The 19,314-nt window shown below is 41.6% G+C and carries 20 protein-coding genes; 17 read left to right on the top strand and 3 right to left on the bottom strand.

Going from position 1 to position 19,314, the window contains the following annotated elements; all coding sequences use genetic code 11:
* Positions 1-162: 162 nt before the first annotated feature.
* The 14 genes from FJR71_RS02930 to FJR71_RS02865 all read left to right on the top strand — a co-directional run bounded on the left by FJR71_RS02930 (position 163) and on the right by FJR71_RS02865 (position 12,695).
* On the top strand, positions 163-825 hold the full coding sequence (locus tag FJR71_RS02930; protein WP_140814054.1) for a NisI/SpaI family lantibiotic immunity lipoprotein: 663 nt from the start codon (positions 163-165) through the stop codon (positions 823-825).
* Between the two features lie 530 nt (positions 826-1,355).
* Positions 1,356-3,344 (top strand): excinuclease ABC subunit UvrB, encoded by a 1,989-nt coding sequence (gene uvrB, locus FJR71_RS02925; RefSeq protein WP_140814053.1) that lies wholly within the window; start codon positions 1,356-1,358, stop codon positions 3,342-3,344.
* Between the two features lie 13 nt (positions 3,345-3,357).
* Positions 3,358-3,981, top strand: a complete 624-nt coding sequence (locus tag FJR71_RS02920) for an NAD(P)H-dependent oxidoreductase (protein ID WP_140814052.1) — start codon at positions 3,358-3,360, stop codon at positions 3,979-3,981.
* Between the two features lie 103 nt (positions 3,982-4,084).
* Positions 4,085-4,438 (top strand): diacylglyceryl transferase, encoded by a 354-nt coding sequence (locus tag FJR71_RS02915; protein ID WP_140814051.1) that lies wholly within the window; start codon positions 4,085-4,087, stop codon positions 4,436-4,438.
* Positions 4,439-4,497: 59 nt separating this feature from the next.
* Positions 4,498-4,932 (top strand): hypothetical protein, encoded by a 435-nt coding sequence (locus tag FJR71_RS02910; RefSeq protein ID WP_048788840.1) that lies wholly within the window; start codon positions 4,498-4,500, stop codon positions 4,930-4,932.
* A 26-nt stretch (positions 4,933-4,958) separates the two neighbouring features.
* Entirely contained in the window at positions 4,959-5,426 is a 468-nt protein-coding gene (locus FJR71_RS02905) for an 8-oxo-dGTP diphosphatase (protein ID WP_172605090.1), read from the top strand.
* Positions 5,427-5,530: 104 nt separating this feature from the next.
* The gene (locus FJR71_RS02900) at positions 5,531-5,935 is read left to right on the top strand and encodes a PaaI family thioesterase (protein ID WP_140814050.1); all 405 of its coding nucleotides are present in this window, start codon (positions 5,531-5,533) and stop codon (positions 5,933-5,935) included.
* Positions 5,910-6,680 carry an HAD family hydrolase gene (locus FJR71_RS02895; RefSeq protein ID WP_140814049.1) on the top strand — a complete coding sequence of 257 codons (771 nt, stop codon included), beginning with the start codon at positions 5,910-5,912 and terminating at the stop codon, positions 6,678-6,680. Before FJR71_RS02900 ends, FJR71_RS02895 begins: the two co-directional genes overlap by 26 nt.
* 109 nt (positions 6,681-6,789) lie before the next feature.
* The gene (locus FJR71_RS02890) at positions 6,790-7,125 is read left to right on the top strand and encodes a zinc ribbon domain-containing protein YjdM (RefSeq protein ID WP_009731127.1); all 336 of its coding nucleotides are present in this window, start codon (positions 6,790-6,792) and stop codon (positions 7,123-7,125) included.
* Between the two features lie 243 nt (positions 7,126-7,368).
* Positions 7,369-8,007, top strand: coding sequence for a Pr6Pr family membrane protein (locus tag FJR71_RS02885; protein WP_140814048.1), 639 nt, complete (start codon positions 7,369-7,371; stop codon positions 8,005-8,007).
* Positions 8,008-8,250: 243 nt separating this feature from the next.
* Positions 8,251-8,772 (top strand): bifunctional pyr operon transcriptional regulator/uracil phosphoribosyltransferase PyrR, encoded by a 522-nt coding sequence (pyrR, locus tag FJR71_RS02880; protein WP_006596278.1) that lies wholly within the window; start codon positions 8,251-8,253, stop codon positions 8,770-8,772.
* 93 nt (positions 8,773-8,865) lie between these two features.
* Positions 8,866-9,783 (top strand): aspartate carbamoyltransferase catalytic subunit, encoded by a 918-nt coding sequence (locus FJR71_RS02875; RefSeq protein ID WP_048690641.1) that lies wholly within the window; start codon positions 8,866-8,868, stop codon positions 9,781-9,783.
* Positions 9,784-9,873: 90 nt separating this feature from the next.
* A complete protein-coding gene (locus FJR71_RS02870) occupies positions 9,874-10,971 on the top strand; it encodes a carbamoyl phosphate synthase small subunit (RefSeq protein ID WP_126404309.1) in 1,098 nt (365 codons plus the stop codon).
* Positions 10,968-12,695 (top strand): ATP-binding protein, encoded by a 1,728-nt coding sequence (locus FJR71_RS02865; protein WP_246040089.1) that lies wholly within the window; start codon positions 10,968-10,970, stop codon positions 12,693-12,695. Before FJR71_RS02870 ends, FJR71_RS02865 begins: the two co-directional genes overlap by 4 nt.
* A gap of 336 nt (positions 12,696-13,031) precedes the next feature.
* Here the strand turns inward: FJR71_RS02865 and pepT are convergent, their stop codons facing one another.
* From pepT to FJR71_RS02850, 3 genes are read right to left on the bottom strand one after another with little or no spacing between them, the layout of a single operon-like run.
* Positions 13,032-14,252, bottom strand: a complete 1,221-nt coding sequence (gene pepT, locus FJR71_RS02860) for a peptidase T (protein ID WP_140814046.1) — start codon at positions 14,250-14,252, stop codon at positions 13,032-13,034.
* A 14-nt stretch (positions 14,253-14,266) separates the two neighbouring features.
* On the bottom strand, positions 14,267-15,085 hold the full coding sequence (locus FJR71_RS02855; RefSeq protein ID WP_140814045.1) for a Cof-type HAD-IIB family hydrolase: 819 nt from the start codon (positions 15,083-15,085) through the stop codon (positions 14,267-14,269).
* Positions 15,082-15,834: a LexA family transcriptional regulator gene (locus tag FJR71_RS02850; RefSeq protein WP_048788868.1), complete on the bottom strand. Its 753-nt coding sequence runs from the start codon at positions 15,832-15,834 to the stop codon at positions 15,082-15,084. Before FJR71_RS02850 ends, FJR71_RS02855 begins: the two co-directional genes overlap by 4 nt.
* A gap of 198 nt (positions 15,835-16,032) precedes the next feature.
* Here FJR71_RS02850 and FJR71_RS02845 point away from each other — a divergent pair, with 198 nt between their 5' ends.
* The 3 genes from FJR71_RS02845 (at position 16,033) to FJR71_RS02835 (ending at position 19,155) form a co-directional block, all read left to right on the top strand.
* Complete coding sequence (locus FJR71_RS02845) at positions 16,033-16,470, top strand: GNAT family N-acetyltransferase (protein ID WP_140814044.1); 438 nt, start codon at positions 16,033-16,035, stop codon at positions 16,468-16,470.
* A 61-nt stretch (positions 16,471-16,531) separates the two neighbouring features.
* Entirely contained in the window at positions 16,532-18,355 is a 1,824-nt protein-coding gene (gene lepA / locus FJR71_RS02840; RefSeq protein WP_140814043.1) for a translation elongation factor 4, read from the top strand.
* Between the two features lie 140 nt (positions 18,356-18,495).
* Positions 18,496-19,155, top strand: coding sequence for a hypothetical protein (locus tag FJR71_RS02835; protein ID WP_140814042.1), 660 nt, complete (start codon positions 18,496-18,498; stop codon positions 19,153-19,155).
* The last annotated feature ends 159 nt before the right edge of the window (positions 19,156-19,314 follow it).

Here is a 19,314-nt window from a genome sequence, read left to right as displayed (position 1 = left end):
ATAGGGAGTTATTAGATAGCTTCCACGAAATAGCTATGTATAAAAAATAGATATTCTTCTAAATTGAGGAATGTCTATTTTTTTAATTTGTAAAATTAGAAAATCTGAACAAATTTTGAAAAATTAAATGTAACATAAAAGTATAAAACAAGGAGGAAAACTATGAAATTCAAAAAGATTTATCTTTCCGTAATTTTTTTCTTAAGTTTACTTGGATTTACTGGATGTACATACGAAAAGTATGATGTTAAATTTCTCGACTCAAGTTATAATCGATTCGATTATAAAGGAGGGCATTATGGTGTAACTAATCAATTAATTACATATGAAGAAATTGAAAGTAAAGTAAGCAATCATGATGATACTTATGAAATATCTTACGATGAAAGTAATAATGGTATAAAGAATGATTTGTTGGAGATTGGTGACTTATATCAGACCAAGAATAGAGAATTAGCCATAAAAATTGATAGTACTTTTTATAAATGTAGATTACTTGATAGTATTTCTAAAGAAGAACTCCTAAAAGTTTCTGACTTATTTAATGTTCGCTTAGTAGGAGGATTTGCTATCAATGAGCAAGAAGCAAGAGTGCTTAAGATAGGGGAACAAATATTTACAATTACTGAAGAAATTATTCCAAAAGATGAGCTTAGAACAACAGTTGCTAACCTAGATAATCAAGTGAAGTCAGTCACTAGATTATCAGGGGAGCACGAAATTTGGAAATATGGAGAAATTTGTTCTTTAGAAAATCAGTCTATTCACGAGAAAGTAGCAATTAAATTGAATGGAGAATATCATTTGGCAACTTTAAGAAGTTAGTTTTTATGTTGGATATCCAACATAAAAATGTTTTGATAAGTCTGTACAAAATGTCTTGAAAAGCAGAACACACATAATATCAAGAATCGCAAAAATATTGATATTATGCGTTTTATCGTAGGTAGACTAACATCATTTTATCCAGGAATTAGCTTTCTTAAATATGTAAGCTAGAAGGATTACTAGTTTAAAGAAGAATGAAAGTGATAAAAAAGTAGAGATTTGAATATATATATCAAAAGAAAGAGGTGGAGGAAGCGATAACTAAAAAATACGCGAAAATTTTGATTCTATAATTGTGACAACTCTATCGATAATTCAACAATTCTAAATATCTTTATAACACTCAGGGGAAAGAAGAGCAAAAGTTGTTACTGAACAAGTGGGAAATCACTGAAAGGTAATAATGATGCATACGAAGACAGGTTCTTGAGCCTGTCTTTTTTCTGTACAAGGTTCCTCTCTTCAAAAGTCAGAGAAATATCATCTATTATGGTAAAATAAGGGAAGTATAATCAAAGGAAGAAAGTATGATTAATCGAATTACAGATAACAAATTTAAACTAGTATCGAAATACCAACCGTCTGGGGATCAACCGCAGGCCATTGAACAGTTGGTGGATAACATCGAGGGTGGTGAGAAGGCGCAAATCCTGATGGGAGCGACTGGTACGGGGAAGACCTATACCATGAGCCAGGTCATTGCCCAAGTCAATAAACCGACCTTGGTCATCGCCCACAATAAGACACTAGCAGGGCAGCTCTATGGAGAGTTCAAGGAATTTTTTCCTGAAAATGCTGTCGAGTATTTTGTTTCCTACTATGATTATTATCAGCCTGAGGCTTATGTGCCATCTAGCGATACCTACATCGAAAAGGATAGCTCGGTCAATGATGAGATTGATAAACTACGTCACTCAGCAACCTCAGCTTTGTTAGAGCGTAACGATGTCATCGTTGTCGCATCTGTTTCATGTATTTACGGTTTGGGTTCGCCGAAGGAATATGCCGATAGCGTGGTGAGCCTGCGTCCAGGTCTGGAGATTTCTCGTGATAAACTGCTCAATGACCTGGTGGACATCCAGTTTGAGCGCAATGACATCGACTTTCAACGGGGGAAATTCCGTGTTCGTGGAGATGTGGTAGAGATTTTCCCAGCTTCGCGTGATGAACATGCCTTCCGGGTGGAGTTTTTCGGGGACGAGATTGAGCGGATTCGGGAGATTGAAGCTTTGACAGGCCAGGTTCTGGGAAATGTGGACCACTTGGCAATTTTCCCAGCCACTCACTTCGTGACCAATGATGACCATATGGAAGTGGCCATCGCCAAGATTCAGGCGGAACTAGAAGAGCAGTTAAAAGTCTTTGAAAAAGAAGGTAAGCTCTTGGAAGCCCAACGCTTGAAACAACGGACAGAGTATGACATCGAAATGTTGCGAGAGATGGGCTACACTAATGGGGTGGAAAACTACTCTCGTCATATGGACGGACGGAGTGAAGGAGAGCCACCCTACACCCTTCTTGACTTCTTCCCAGAAGATTTCCTCATCATGATCGATGAAAGCCACATGACCATGGGACAAATCAAGGGTATGTACAATGGTGACCGCTCACGCAAGGAGATGTTGGTCAACTATGGCTTCCGTTTGCCGTCGGCCTTGGACAACCGTCCACTGCGTCGGGAGGAGTTTGAAAGCCATGTCCACCAGATTGTCTATGTGTCTGCGACACCAGGCGACTATGAGATGGAGCAAACGGATACTGTCATTGAGCAGATCATTCGTCCGACAGGTCTACTCGATCCTGAGGTCGAAGTGCGTCCGACTATGGGACAAATGGACGATCTCTTGGGTGAGATCAATGCGCGTGTAGAACGTGGTGAGCGGACCTTTGTCACCACCTTGACCAAGAAGATGGCTGAAGACTTGACCGACTATTTCAAGGAAATGGGGGTCAAGGTCAAATACATGCACTCGGATATTAAGACCTTGGAGCGGACGGAGATTATTCGAGATTTGCGTTTGGGTGTCTTTGATGTCTTGGTCGGAATCAACCTCCTTCGGGAAGGGATTGACGTACCGGAAGTGAGTCTAGTTGCCATTCTCGACGCGGATAAGGAAGGTTTCCTCCGTAACGAACGGGGGCTGATCCAGACCATTGGTCGTGCTGCTCGTAATAGCGAGGGTCACGTCATCATGTATGCGGACACCATGACCCAGTCTATGCAAAAAGCCATCGATGAAACAGCCCGTCGTCGTCAGATTCAAATGGCCTATAATGAAGAGCATGGCATTGTGCCACAAACCATTAAGAAGGAAATCCGTGACCTGATCTCTGTTACCAAGGCGGTGGCCAAGGAAGAGGACAAGGAAGTGGATATCACTAGTCTCAACCGCCAAGAGCGCAAGGAACTGGTCAAGAAACTGCAAGGACAAATGCAAGAAGCCGTCGAAGTGCTTGACTTTGAGTTAGCAGCGCAAATCCGCGATATGATGTTGGAAGTCAAGGCGTTGGATTAAAAGGAGGGAAAGTATGAAAATTCTAGTCATCAATGGGCATCCAGATAAGGAAAGTTACTGTCAGGCTATTTTTCAAACCATTGTCGAAACTATTGACTCAAATCACCACGAGCTTAAAGTGATCAGTCTCAATGAAGAGGACTTTGATCCGGTCCTTCGCTACGGCTATCGAAAGCGGATGGAGGAAGATCCCTTTATCCTTCGTTCTCAGGAATTAATCCAGTGGGCGGATCACCTGATCTTTGTCTATCCTATCTGGTGGAGTAGTATGCCGAGCCTCATGAAAGGTTGGATTGATCGGGTCTTCACACCTGGGATTGCCTACTCGGCCAATGACCAGGGAAGCTTTATCTGGAATTACCTGAGAGGCAAGCAATTTAAGAAGTTACTCAAAGGAAAAACAGCCAGTATTTATGCGACCTCCATGGCGCCTACTTGGTGGTACAAAATCTTTTCAGGCCCTCTCAACATTCCAGATAGTTATGGTATCTCTGTCTTGAAGAATGCGGTCTTGAACCATTGTGGGATTAAAACAAAGCGTGTCTGCATCTTGGGTGAAGTCGGCCGGGATGTGAACACCGCTAGCATGCGGGAACAGCATCTCCGAAAGGTAGCAGCAGAAGTCAAGAAACTTTGATCAGAGACAGGAGACTACTGATAAGTTAGTGTCTTTAGTTGTATTTTGATTGGCTTTTGGTTAAACTATTAACATAATCTATAAAACATAGGAATGATTCAATATGCTACTTTTTATCTATATGATCTATGTCATTTATTCACTATCAAAAATGAAAAATGAAGGTAAAAGAGTCTCAATTTTCACTAAGTTGATTGTTTACGGCTTATTGATACTCTCCTCGTTTATGCTCTATTTCAGTTTTTTGTCATTTTTATTTAGCCCGTTGCCATTTTTTGGCTTTCTAGCTGCTCTTGCTATTGGTGGTATGATGCTGTCTCTGAAAATAGTCATTGCCCTTGCTTTACTTTTATTATCGCTCAGTCTATTCTTAGATAGTAAAAATAGTGATCCGGATACGCCTCTGATTGATCATTGGCTACGGTTAGCAGTCCATATTCTGTTGATTATTATTTAAGGGGAGCACGCTATTCGTTTTATCTTAAACTCAAACCAATGTTTACATAGGAGAGGTCAATGATGAGAAAGCATTTGAATCTGTTTAGGATCCTGTATCTAATTCTTTTACTTTTTGTTATTGCTAACTTCATATTAGGCTTCTATGGTTACGCCTTTACTCCGCTCCTGTGGAACCCTTGGTTGTATCTAGGAGCAGTGACGATTTTTTGTCACATCTGGTATCGCTTTTATCTAACTCACGCAGTCAATTGGAAGAATGTAGTGGGGCTACTGTTTAGTTTCTTTGCTAGCCTGATCCTAGTATTATTCATTGTGTTTTTCTTTAGTTTTGATGGTCATGGTTCAGTAACGATACACTCGGAATATTATTTAAAAGAGAAGTCAATTGTCTTTCAAAGAGGCTCCCTTTTAGATGCCTTCGATGAATACCATGAGCTAGTAAATCCCTTTGTCATGAAAAAAGAGATAAAGAAAAAAGTTTATATTGATTAATTGTCAATATCATAGAAAGGAAAAATATGTCACGTACAACGCCTACTATACTGTGCAATCTTTGCATGGTCGAAGATCTTGAAAATGGGAAAGTAGTCCTCCAATACCGCTCACCTGAAAAGACTCACTGGGCTGGCTATGCTTTTCCAGGTGGCCATATCGAAGAAGGAGAAAGCCTTGTAGAATCCGTCATTCGTGAAATCTACGAAGAGACAGGACTGACAATTGCAGATCCAAAACTCGTCGCAGTCAAAGATTGGTCACTAGACGAGGGAGGCCGCTATATTGTCTTTTGCTACAAAGCGACAGAATTCACAGGCAAGCTCAGATCATCTGAAGAAGGAGAAGTTTCTTGGGTTGAGAAAGACCAATTAGATCAGTTGGACTTATCCTACGATATGCTTCCTCTGCTGGAAGTGATGGAAGACCCGGACTTGTCTGAGTACTATTATCGTAAACGGACAGACGATGATTGGGAAAAATTTCGCTATTAAGGAGTTGGGTAGACCAGCTCTTTTCTTATTCTTGTAAGAAGTGGAAAAAAGTAGTATGATGGAAGGGTTTAGGAATACCTGATCTAGGGGGATGAGAATTTATTATGAAGGATTTTCACTTTGATGCCATTGCAGCATTTGAAAATTACGAGATCGAAACTATGAGAGATGGCCATGTCATTGTGACAACTAAGGTGGTCGAATCGTCACTTAATTATTATGGAAATGCACATGGAGGCTATCTCTTTACCCTGTGTGACCAGATCAGTGGCTTGGTGGTTATTTCACAGGGAGTAGATGGTGTGACCTTGCAGTCTTCCATCAATTACTTGAAAGCAGGGCGTCTAGGAGATATCCTAACGATTCACGGGGAATGTGTCCACAGTGGGCGGACTACTCGAGTTGTCGATGTCGATATTACCAATCAGGAAGGTGCCAATGTCTGTAAGGCGACCTTTACCATGTTTGTAACGGGAGAAAGAGATGAATCAGCAAAAGTACGCATTTAAAAACTATATTTTTGATTTTTATGGAACCTTGGTCGATATCGAAACCGATGAGTCGACTCCAGTCTTGTGGGAGACCATGGCCCAGATCTACCAATCCTATGGAGCTCATTATACAGGGGAAAGTTTGCAAGTCCGCTATAAGGAGTTGGTGAAGCAAGCTGAGCAAAGTATCGCTCAGGAAAAACAGGTTACATATCCGGAGATTGACTTGACCGTTATTTTCGTTCAACTCTATCTAGAGAGTCTTCCAACAGGAGCCAGTGTTCATCATCTCAAAGAGTGGGGACGCTTGATTGCTCGGACCTTCCGTGTCCTCTCTCGCAAACGATTGGAGCTCTATCCGCACACGAAAGAAGTCTTAGAAGATATGAAAGCTGCGGGGTGTCGGATCTATCTCTTATCCAATGCGCAAGCGGACTTTACCAACCCAGAGATTGATTTGGTTGGCTTGAGAGAGATTTTCCACGACATTTATCTGTCGTCTGATGCAGGGATTCGCAAACCTCAGCGCGAATTTCTCATGAAAGTCATCAAAGACCACCAGTTGAATCCGGATAAAACGGTCATGGTAGGGAATGACTTCACTACAGATGTGGCTGTAGCGAAAAGCATCGGCATGCAAAGTATCTTGATCAATACCTTCCCCTACTCGGACGAAGAATTACAGAATAGGAGTCAAGCAGGCGTGCGCGTGATTCAAGACATTCAGGAATTGCAAGAAGATAAAGGTGGTCATCAATTTTAGGAGGCCAAGTTGCCTCTTCTTTTATTGACAATGCTACAGTTAAACAGAATTTGTCAAAATTTCCCTTTCATGGTATACTATGGGAGTTAATTTTGATAAGGAGATTGAAATGAATAACTTACCAAACTGTCCAAAATGTAATTCGGAATATGTCTATGAAGATGGTGCGCTCTTGGTCTGTCCAGAATGTGCTTATGAATGGAACCCAGCTGAAGTTGTGGAAGAAGAAGGTGTTGTAGCCATCGACGCGAATGGAAATAAATTGGCTGATGGCGATACTGTCACCTTGATCAAAGACTTGAAAGTAAAGGGTGCACCAAAAGATTTGAAACAAGGAACGCGCGTGAAAAACATCCGTATCGTCGAAGGCGACCACAACATCGATTGTAAGATTGATGGCTTTGGTGCAATGAAACTCAAATCAGAATTTGTGAAGAAGATCTAAAGAAAAGAAGAAATAGTTCTATATAAAGTATACAAATTAATAGAGTTGTTTAAGTTTATAAGGAACTTTCCGCTGTGAGAAAAGTACTTGAAACAGTATTGTTTCAAGTACTCGGGAGTTTTGAAACTTTGGGTTCAAAACTAAGTCATGGAACTTCGAAGAAGTTCGCTGACGTCCGTCTTCACTTAAGGAAAGTTCCTGATTAAACTGAAGGGCCTAGCCCTTTTCTTTCAGGAGAATACTATGAAATTCAAACTATTGTTTAGCTATCGTTTTCTATTGTTTATCTTGAGTGTAATCGGCGTTTATCTGCAACTGACCAAGCATGGTGGCTTTGGGATGATGCTCTATTACACCATTTTGTCCAACATGTTGGTCATGTTCTTTATGGGGGACATGGTCTGGCGCATGCTTCGTGGTCGTTCGACCCAGACACAGGGCTATCTTCGTTTAAAAGGTGGTGTCACCATGTCTATCATGATCACCTGTGTCATCTACCACTTTATGCTAGCCCCCATCGCGACACCTGAGAAGTTTTACCGCTTGGAAAACTTCCTCTGTCACTACATTGTTCCCTTGATGTTCTTCTTTGACACCCTGGTGATTGATAAACCGAAACAATACCGTAAGTCGGATCCATTAGCTTGGACCCTGCTTCCCTTGCTCTATATGGTCTTTGCCCTTCTCAACGGTTTGGTCCTTAAATGGCCGGTTCCAGGTGCCAAAGACAGTCCTTTCCCTTATTTCTTTATCAATGTCAATCGTTTTGGATGGCTTTATGTGGTTAAGATGGCGACCATCATCTTTGTTGCATATTTACTAGCTGGATGTGGCTTGTTTGCCTTGAAGAAGATTGGGAAAAAAGGAACAGATCATCATTAAATAAAAGATTTGTGGATGTAAATCCGAACATTCGTAGAAAATAATGAGTTTTTTCTTGCATCCCACTATAAACTGTGATATAGTATGGATAATTAAATAGTCCTTTAATCCTGTCCCGTGAGGCAGGCAAGGAGTCTGATCAAAATAAGGGGTGAACTAGATGCGTTCTAGGTCTTATCTCTTGATATTTTTCTGAAGCCTCCTTGAAAAGGGAGGCTTTTTTCTATCAATTAGGAGGAAAAGATGAAGATCAAAGAAGTCGTTGATGATTTGACCATGAAGCGAGCGATTACACGCATCACTTATGAAATCATTGAACGGAATAAGGATCTGAGCCAAATTGTTTTGGTAGGGATCAAAACTCGTGGCGTTTTCATTGCCAATCGCATCAAAGAAAGGTTAGCACAGCTAGAACAAATAGAAGTTCCAGTCTGTGAATTGGATACCAAGCCTTTCCGTGATGATATCAAAGTAACAGAAGATTCAACCGTTTTACCAGTAGATATTACTGGCAAAGATGTCATCCTGATTGATGATGTCCTTTATACAGGTCGGACCATTCGAGCAGCCATCGATAATCTTGTCAGTCGTGGACGTCCATCGCGTGTCAGTCTGGCAGTCCTAGTGGATCGTGGTCATAGAGAATTACCGATCCGACCAGATTATGTTGGAAAGAACATTCCAACAAGTCGATCAGAGGAAATCATTGTCGAGATGACTGAGCTGGATGGTCAAGATCGCATCTTGATCGAGGTGAGTGAATAAGGTAGTTTTCAAATCGTCGCTATATACAGGAGTGACTGAGGAAGCTTCCTGTATTGTTTTCACATATGCATATCTTTGGAATGGAGTTACAACATGTCTACAAATCAAATCGCACTTAAAAACCTTGTCTCAATGGAAGCTTTATCAAACGAAGAAGTTATGGCCTTGATTAAGCGTGGTATTGAGTTTAAAAATGGAGCAAAAGCTCATTATGATGAGCAACATATCGTGGCTAACCTCTTCTTTGAGTCATCAACACGTACGCACAAAGCATTTGAAGTGGCTGAGTTGAAATTAGGTTGTGACCTCCTTGACTTTGATGTGAAAACGAGCTCTGTAAACAAGGGTGAAACTCTGTACGATACCATTTTGACCATGTCAGCTCTCGGAGTTGATATCTGCGTCATCCGTCACCCAGAAGTAGACTACTACAAGCAATTGATTGAAAGTCCAACTATCACAGCCTCTATTGTCAACGGGGGAGATGGATCTGGTCAACACCCAAGCCAAAGTTTACTAGACTTGATGACCATCTATCAAGAGTTTGGTCACTTTGATGGACTTAAGGTTTGTATCGCTGGTGACTTGGATCACTCACGGGTGGCAAAATCAAATATGCAAATCTTGAAACGTTTGGGAGCAACCCTCTACTTTGCAGGCCCAGACGAATGGAGAAGTGCGGAATTTGAAGAATACGGAACCTTTGTGACGATTGATGAAGTGATCGAAGAAGTTGATGTTATGATGTTCCTCCGTGTGCAACACGAGCGTCATGATTATGAGTCTCTCTTCTCAAAAGAGAACTACCATCGTTTGCATGGCTTGACACAAGAACGCTATGATCGTATGAAAGACACAGCCATCTTGATGCACCCAGCTCCAGTAAACCGTGATGTGGAGATTGCTGACCACTTGGTAGAAGCTCCTAAATCACGCATCGTGGAGCAAATGACCAATGGTGTCTTTGTCCGCATGGCTATCATCGAAGCGGTTTTAGCTGGACGTAAATAATAGAGTAAGAAAATAGAAAGGATAAGTGAGGGAGTCTACAAAAAGGTGGTCTTTTCTCACTTTTCTTTTTGGAGTTTGTAAGGAGAATTTATGGTAAAACGTCTCTTAGTATTAGAAGATGGGACGGTTTTTGAAGGAACTGGTTTTGGAGCTGATACATATGTCAGTGGGGAATTGGTCTTAAATTCTGCCATGACGGGTTATCAGGAGTTGATTACCGACCAGTCCTATAAGGGGCAAATATTAGCCTTTACTTTTCCAGTTATTGGTACAACTGGGATAAACCGAGATGATTATGAATCTATTTTTCCTGGGTGTCTAGCAGTGGTAGTGCACCAATTAGCGAGTCATCCCAGTAATTGGCGCAAACAGTTATCCTTAGATGCTTACCTGAAAAAACACAATATTCCAGGGATCCAAGGAGTCGATACTCGAAAGCTGGCTAAAATTGTCACTGAACATGGAAGTATGAAGGCTACAGTGGTCAATGAAGGGGATGCGATTGAGCATATCTTAGACCAGCTCCGGGCAACTGTCTTGCCTTTTGACCAAGTCCGCCAGGTGTCGACCAAAACCCCCTATGCTGCACCAGGATTTGGGAAGAGTATCGTCTTGATCGACTTGGGATTACGGCATTCCGTTTTGCGTCAATTGATTGCACGAGGTTGTAACGTCACGGTCGTTCCTTATTCAGTTAAATTGAAGGAATTAAAGGATTTGCAGCCAGATGGCATCATTCTATCCAGTGGTCCAGGGAATCCTCATCATATCGATGGTATTTGCCAGGTTATTGCTAAAATCGATCCTCATATTCCGATTATGGGGATCGGCTTGGGGGCGGAATTACTGGCCCTTGCCCACGGGGGAAGCCTCGCGAAACTAAAAAGTCCTCATCGAGGACTTAACATTCCTGTAAAAGAGGTGGCTACCGGAAAAGTCGAAATCACTAGCCAGAATCACCAGTACAACATTGAACGCGATACTCTTCCACGTGATTTTCTGATCACCCATGAGGAGCTTCATGATCACTCGATTGAGGCCTTTCGTCACCGCTATCTTCCCTTGATAGGTGTCCTCTACCATATTGAGTCCAGTCCAGGACCAAGGGAAAGTCTTTATTTCTATGATGAATTTATGGATTTGATTGAAAGTAAATTAGACGAAAGAAGGGAGGAGTTATGGTCATGAATCAAGTAACGCTGTTGTGTGCAGAATCCTTCAATGATGTCAGTTTGCTTGGAGCACTCACGTCTTGTCCCTTATTAAAAGAACGTGGTTACCAGACAGAAGTCCTCTATTGTGGAGACGAGAACGACATCACCAAAGAAGCAGGAGATGCTCTTTCGGTTATTCGTTTAAAGTTGGACAGTCTCAAAGAAGCCCTTCTAGCGACGAAAACAAAAAATTTACTGCTGTCTTTTGCGGATAAGCAAGTCCTTGGGCTACTATTCCGATTAGAAGAAATTGGGTTTCTCAAGGAACACAAGATCCGTATTTTAGGAACTTCGCTTAGGCAGTACCGTACCTTTTACCACCAGGCAGACCAAAAGTCATTTCTACAGGACTTAGGTTATCAAGTTCCTTCCTCATCCTTGGTTTCGACAGTGCGAGAGGCTATTGAGTTTTCGGAGCAGATCCAATTCCCTATTGTTGTTTGGCCGCTTGCCAGCAAGCATGGGCAAGGTCGTCGGATTGCTAATAACTTGGATGATTTATGTGATGCTGTCGAAAAGGGACTAGAAGTATCGCCACAGGCTCAGTGTTTGTTGGAGTTCTCGACGGTTGGTTTCAAGGAGTTGGAATACATCGTTGTCCGAGATCGTCAGGATAATTATTACCTTGCGGGAAACATTGAGAGTGTCGACCCGGTGGGGATCCATTCCAGCGATTCTTATCAAGTCATCCCAAGTCTGACGCTGACGGATACCGAGCATCAGACCTTGAGAGAGGCAGCCTTGTCTATTGTCCGGCACTTGAGACTGGTTGGAGCGACATCTATTAAGTTTGCACTAGATCCAAAGAGTTACCAATTCTATATTCTTGAGGTCAATCCTTTTGCTTCGGATTCCTTCTCGACCATGTCCATGGCCTTAGGTTATTCGATTTACCACCAAGCCTTATGCTTAAAGTTAGGCGACCACCTTTTGGACCTTCCTCATCCTACGATGAAGGGTCTTACAGCCCTGTTTGAACCCACTCTAGATCGTATTTTCTTTAAACTACCCGTCTTTCCAATGGAAAAGGTGACAAAAGTTCTCAATACACAAATTCATTCAGTTGGTGCAATTCATGGGTTTGGTACAAGTCTAGAAGAAGCCTATCAGCAAGCTGTTGAAAACTTCGGTTCGGATCAATGGCCTAAGCATATTCTGAAGGAAGTTTCAGACGATGAATTGATCCAACGGATCGCCAAACGAATGCCATATCGTTTCTCATCTATCTTAGAGGCATTTCATAGAGGATTCGAGATGGAAGAAGTGAGTGACCTGAGCCGTATGGACCCTTTTTATCTCCAGTTTTTATATAATCTTTACTTGTATGAGCGACAAGAGAAGGAGCAACTATGTCCTGAGCTAAAATTACGTCCTTTGGATTTAACAGCTGGATTCGGTCAAGTTGGCGAAAGGGTTTCTTACTATACTTCTATCTGTGGCGAGAATGAGGCACCAGATTGGAGTCAATGGAGCTTATTGGTTGATCGAATCGCTCCAGAAGATTCGAGCCAGATTCTTAGACTGATAGATCGCTTGAAGCAGGAGCATGAAAAGGGAAGAAAAGTAGCCCTTCTGACACATCGTCCTTTTGCAGGACATGCAGCAGATACTTGCTTGCGAATCCCTCTTTCAATTTATGAGACTTACCAAGACCAGATTAACAGCCAGTTTAGTCAGGTAGTATATCTAGATGAATAGAAAAAGAGCTTCGGTCAAAATAACCGAAGCTTTTTTAGGATAAAAACAAACTGTTTATTATATAAAATAGTTAGCTGACTATTTAAAAACATGAGCTCATTTTTTGATACAGTTAAGTAGTTCTAAAACTTTCCGCAGTGAGAAAAGTGCCTGAAACAATTTTGTTTCAGGCACTCGGGAGTTTTGAGACCTTAGGCTCAAAACTAAGTCATGGAACTTCTTGGAAGTTCGCTGACGTCCGTACTCACCTAAGGAAAGTTTCCAAGTAGATTAAATATTTTATCTGAAATTCTTTGGTTATTTTAACAGAAGAAATTTTAAAAACAAAACACTGGATTAGGAATGGCTAACAATTCCGATGATGGTATCCACTGCACGTTCCATGGTTTGAAGGCTGACATATTCAAAGCGACCATGCATATTTTCGCCACCAGCGAAAAGGTTTGGAGTTGGAATTCCCATGAAGGAAATCTTAGAACCGTCTGTACCACCGCGAATAGGTTCAATGATCGGCGTAATGCCCAAATCTTCCATGACTTCCTTAGCCAAGTTGACTGGTGTCATGTCTTTCTCGATGACTTGTTTCATGTTGTAGTACTGGTCTTTAAGTGTCAAAAGAACACGTTCGGCACCAAGTTCTTGGTTCATCTTGTTTGCGATGTCTTCCATCATGGCTTTACGAGCTTCGAAATTCTCTGTCTCGAAGTCACGAATGATGTAGCTAGCATGCGCTTCCTCAACAGTTCCATCCACATTCATCAAGTGGTAGAACCCTTGGTAGCCATCCGTTTTTTCAGGGCGGTCTTCTTCAGGGAGTTGATTGTGGAAGTCAATGGCTAACTGGAGTGCATTCACCATTTGGTTCTTAGCAGTTCCTGGGTGAACATTACGGCCTTTGAAGGTAATTTCAGCTCCTGAAGCAGAGAAGGTTTCGTATTGCAATTCACCAAGAGGACCACCGTCCACTGTATAAGCGAAGTCTACATCGAAGTCTTCTGCATCAAATTTATCTGCCCCAATTCCAATTTCTTCATCCGGTCCAAATCCAACACGGATTTCGCAGTGTTTGATTTCAGGGTGAGCAGTCAAGTACTCGATGGCTGTCATAATCTCAGCAATCCCTGATTTATCATCTGCACCAAGAAGTGTCATACCGTCAGTAGTGATCAAGGTTTGACCTTTGTAGTTATGAAGGTTAGCAAAGTCAGCAGGATCTAGCGAATAACCAGAATCACCAAGCGCAATAGTGCCACCATCATAGTTTTCGATGACTTGTGGGCGGATATTCTCAGCATTGAAATCAGCTGTATCCATATGGGAGATAAAGCCAATTTTACGTGTGAGACTTGGATCGTTTGCTGGAAGAGTTCCAATAGCAAAACCGTTTGGAAGATAATAGACATTTTGTAATCCAACTCGTTCCATTTCAGGGAGTAGTACCTTCTTTGCAAACTCTACTTGAGACGCTGTACTAGGAGTTGTTGTTGAAGTCTCATCAGAGCGAGTATTGACTTTGACATAGGTTAAAAATCGTTCTAATAATGTTGGGTATTTCATCTGTTTTTCCTTTTCTAGTTCTGAGCTTGTAAAACATAACGCTTGATAGCAGTAGCGACACCGTCTTCTTCGTAAGAAGTTGTAGTAACATCAGCCAAGGCTTTGATAGCAGCTGGAGCATTGCCCATAGCAACTCCAAGACCCGCGTACTCAATCATTTCAATATCGTTGTTCTCATCCCCGATAGCCATGACCTCTTGCCTTGGTATTCCCAAGTATTCAGCCAGTGCCTTTAAGCCGGTCGCTTTATTTACCCCTTTAGGAAGGATCTCAAATAGGATCGGTTGGGAGCGAATAGTGTGGAAGCGCTGGGCTAATACTTCTTCATAGGTTTCTTGAAAGACATCAATCTGCTCTTTCTGATCGATAAACATTCCTTGGAAAATCGGTTGTGCCTCAAGAATTTCTTCTAGGGCAAGTGACACGGGGACTGCAGAAACGATGCTAGCATCCATTTTAGCTATTTCAGAAGGTTTTCGATTCAAAATGATATAGCGATTTAAATCGAATAAACTTAATTGAGGATGGATCTCCTGAGTCAGTTGATCGAGATAAACCAAATCTTCTTCAGATAAGGCATCATAACTGATAACAGACCAATCTGATGATTTGACAGTTGTACAACCATTATTAATCACAGAGTAGGAGTGATTACTTTTGAAGCCGATTTCTTCAAAAATTGGACGAACACCAGAGAGAGGGCGACCTGTACAGATGACGACGTTTACACCAGCAGCTTCAGCATCCAAAAGAGCCTGCTTATTAGCAGGACTAATGGTTTTGTCTGGTGATAAAAGTGTCCCATCTAAATCAATAGCAACTAATCGAATCATAGCTCATCCTCCTTAGCTGGTAGAAAGCTAGCAATGACTTTTCCGATGACTCTCGGTTCCTCTTCTAAAGGAATAATCTTATCACTGTACTTTTTATTGAGAGAAACGAGACGAATCCCTTGTGCTTCACGAAAGACACGCTTGATCAAGGTTTGCCCATCGTACTCAATAGCATAGATGGCACCAGCAGTATCGTAGAAAGTTTGCTTGATTAGGGCAACAGATCCCTTTGGATATTTAGGTTCCAGCGAGTCTGTATGAATCCAAAGTGCTAGATCATAGGCCAGTTTTTGATCAAACCAAACCAAATCTCCCTTAGAAGCACTTTGACTTGCAGCATAACTATCGAAGACCGTATATGGTGTGTATTTTTTCTCGATACGTTTCCGTTCAGCCTGTAAAACCAACAAGCGATTGGCTTCCTCTAAGAGTGAATCTTGAAAATCCTCATCCAGTTGCTTATAGATAAACTCAATCTTAGAATCCTCCAAGGTATCTGGTTGTCCATAACGAGGATCTAGGTCAGAGATGGGGATTTCAAAGAAACTAGCAATCTTTTCTAAGTTTTCACTGACTGGGAGAGAAGTCCCTTTTACATAGCCAGTCAAGGTACTAGCTGGGATACCAGTAGTACGAGATAAATCGACCTGTTTCTTATTCTGAACCTTTAATAGTTCTCTTATTTTTTCGGAAATAATGCGCAAAGCCTCTTTATCTTGTGGGCTTGCTTTTCCACGTCCTCTTGCCAAGAGCTTCACCTCCTTTTTACATTACAATTCATTATAGCGAATTAAATCGAAAAAGTAAATAGAAATCCTTTATTGTTCATTAATTATTTTAATTCGAATTAAATAGAAACACAATATATTCTATTAATATATTTTAAAACTTGATATTTTTAGGTATAAGGTCTAAAATAAAGGAAAAGACTTCATGGAGGTAAAAGTATGATTCGGACCGTTCAAATTAAAGATGCAGGTCAAATTCGTGATTTGTGCCACCAGGCATTGGGGTATGATTCGACCCTTGAGAAAGTAACAGCTCAGATCGATAAATTCAAACAGCCAGATTCGGGTCACTTTTGCTTTGTTTACGAAGAGGACCAAACTGGAAATATTTTAGGCTATGTCGAAGCAGAAGCCTATGAGAGTATATATAGCGATCCGGGTTTAAATGTTTTAGGACTTGCTGTTTTCCCATCTGCTCAAGGACGTGGGATTGGTCGGCAATTGATGGAGCGAGTTGAAGCTCTTGCTCGAACTCATAACTATTCCTTTATTCGTTTGAGTTCTGCCTCTCATCGTAAAGATGCCCATGTTTTTTATGAACATATAGGTTATGAAGGAAATAAAACACAGAAGCGATTTTTGAAAATAATGGATTAAGATAGGCAAAGGCCTATCTTTTTTGTTATAATATACTGAAGAGTTTTATAAGGATGAAAAAATGAATTTAGAAGAATTAAAGAAACGACAAGAGAAGATTCGGAACTTCTCCATTATCGCCCATATTGACCACGGAAAGTCAACCTTGGCGGACCGAATCTTAGAAAAAACTGAGACCGTTTCTAGTCGGGAAATGCAAGCCCAGCTTTTGGATAGCATGGACCTAGAACGGGAACGTGGGATTACCATCAAGCTTAATGCCATCGAGTTGAATTACACGGCTAAAGATGGGGAAACCTATATCTTCCACTTGATTGACACACCGGGACACGTGGACTTTACTTATGAGGTTTCTCGTTCGCTGGCTGCCTGTGAGGGAGCCATTCTTGTAGTGGATGCGGCTCAAGGGATTGAAGCCCAGACTTTAGCCAATGTTTACTTGGCGCTGGATAATGATTTGGAAATTCTTCCAGTCATTAACAAAATCGACTTGCCAGCTGCAGATCCAGAACGGGTACGAACAGAAGTAGAAGACGTCATTGGTCTGGATGCCAGTGAGGCAGTCCTAGCTTCAGCCAAGGCTGGTATCGGGATTGAAGAGATTTTGGAACAAATCGTCGAGAAAGTTCCAGCTCCTACTGGGGATGTTGCTGCTCCATTGCAAGCCTTGATCTTTGACTCAGTATACGACCCATATCGTGGAGTTATCCTTCAAGTTCGGGTGGTTAATGGTATGGTGAAGCCTGGCGACACCATCCAGTTGATGAGCAATAGCAAGACCTTTGATGTGACAGAGGTAGGGATTTTTACTCCTAAAGCGGTTGGTCGTGATTTCCTTGCGACAGGAGATGTTGGTTATATTGCAGCATCTATCAAGACTGTTGCGGACACTCGTGTCGGTGATACTGTGACTTTGGCGTCCAATCCTGCTAGCGAGCCCCTTCATGGTTACAAGCAAATGAACCCAATGGTCTTTGCCGGTCTTTACCCAATCGAATCAAACAAATACAACGATCTTCGGGAAGCCTTGGAAAAATTGCAATTAAATGACGCTAGTCTTCAATTTGAGCCTGAAACATCTCAAGCCCTTGGTTTTGGTTTCCGTTGTGGTTTCTTGGGTCTCCTTCATATGGACGTTATCCAGGAACGCTTGGAGCGCGAGTTCAATATTGACTTGATCATGACAGCGCCGTCTGTAATCTATAAGGTCAATTTGACAGACGGAGAAGTGCTAGATGTGTCCAACCCATCTGAGTTCCCAGATCCAACCAAGATCGCTTCGATCGAAGAACCTTATGTCAAAGCGCAAATCATGGTGCCGCAAGAGTTTGTCGGAGCTGTCATGGAATTGGCTCAACGCAAACGTGGGGACTTTGTGACCATGGACTATATCGATGAAAATCGGGTTAATGTCATCTATCAAATCCCACTGGCGGAAATTGTCTTTGATTTCTTTGATAAATTGAAATCCTCTACTCGTGGCTATGCAAGCTTTGACTATGAGTTGTCTGAATACCGTCCTTCTAAATTGGTTAAAATGGATATCCTTCTTAATGGGGATACCGTCGATGCTCTCAGCTTTATCGTTCACAAGGACTTTGCTTATGAACGTGGTAAATTAATCGTTGAGAAGCTCAAGAAGATTATCCCTCGGCAACAGTTTGAAGTGCCTATCCAAGCAGCCATCGGTCATAAGATCGTTGCACGTACAGATATCAAGGCCCTTCGTAAGAACGTCTTGGCCAAGTGTTATGGTGGGGACGTCTCACGGAAACGTAAGCTTCTTGAAAAACAAAAAGCTGGTAAGAAACGGATGAAAGCTATCGGTTCGGTAGAAGTACCGCAGGAAGCCTTCTTGTCAGTTCTGTCAATGGATGAGGAGTAAGATTCTCTCTGAAATATTCGAACAAATCAAACGTCCCGATAGGGGCGTTTTTTCTTTCGGACTAGACAAATAGCGCTTTCAAATCTTCATTGAACGTGATAAACTAGAGGTATCAAAATCCATCACAAAGGAGAGGAAAGATGAAAAATAAGTTCCTACTAGCGACTGTCTCGGTCTTATCAGCTGTTGCCCTTGTAGCTTGTAGCACACCTAAAAAAGAGTCTAGAAAACCATTGTCATCTGAATCTAGTTCCACTGAGGTGGTAAAAAAGAGCAAAAAATCCTCTAGTAAAAAGACTTCTAGCAAGGTGGAGTCAAAATCATCGGATGATACTAAGAGTTCTGTCGAAACCAAGCGGGTTGGTTCTGCAGATTATGGTTATATCGATATCCCAAGCAAGTGGATTAAATTTACAGATATAGATGGTGGAGATAGCATTCAATTTACGGATGGAAGTGCCTACAACATCGTTACCATGAACGGGTATACTAAAGAGAAAGCAAATGTCGGTGAAGGGGAAGTCTTCAACGCAGAGTTGATTGCGAACCGAATTGCTTACTATTGGAATGACAATAAAGAAGTAGAGAAAATGTGGGGAGCGAAGACCACTGTCTCAGGAAATGAAGCCTTGCAGCTGAATATTATCCTTAAATCTGGACAGTACCTCATTACTTGGGTCTTCCAAAAGGATGATAAGGTATACTTGATGTCTTTTGAAGGGGATCCAAAGACCTTGGCTCAATTCATTCCTTACATTGAGGAAACTTGGAGTTTGGATGAGAAAGGTCCAAAAGCCTAAGTTCTTATGAAGAATAAGCCAATATGTCCAAGCTCAAAAGCGTCTGATAAAAGTCATGAGGCGATGGAAAAGTAGCTACTATGGGAAATTGATTTCTTTTAATCGAAGATCTTGAGGGTAGGATAGAATGAGTGGTGTCTTCCATTTGTTTTAACCTGC

This window comes from Streptococcus xiaochunlingii (assembly GCF_006385805.1).
Lineage (GTDB): Bacteria > Bacillota > Bacilli > Lactobacillales > Streptococcaceae > Streptococcus > Streptococcus xiaochunlingii.
This window is presented reverse-complemented; position numbering and strand designations above follow the sequence as displayed.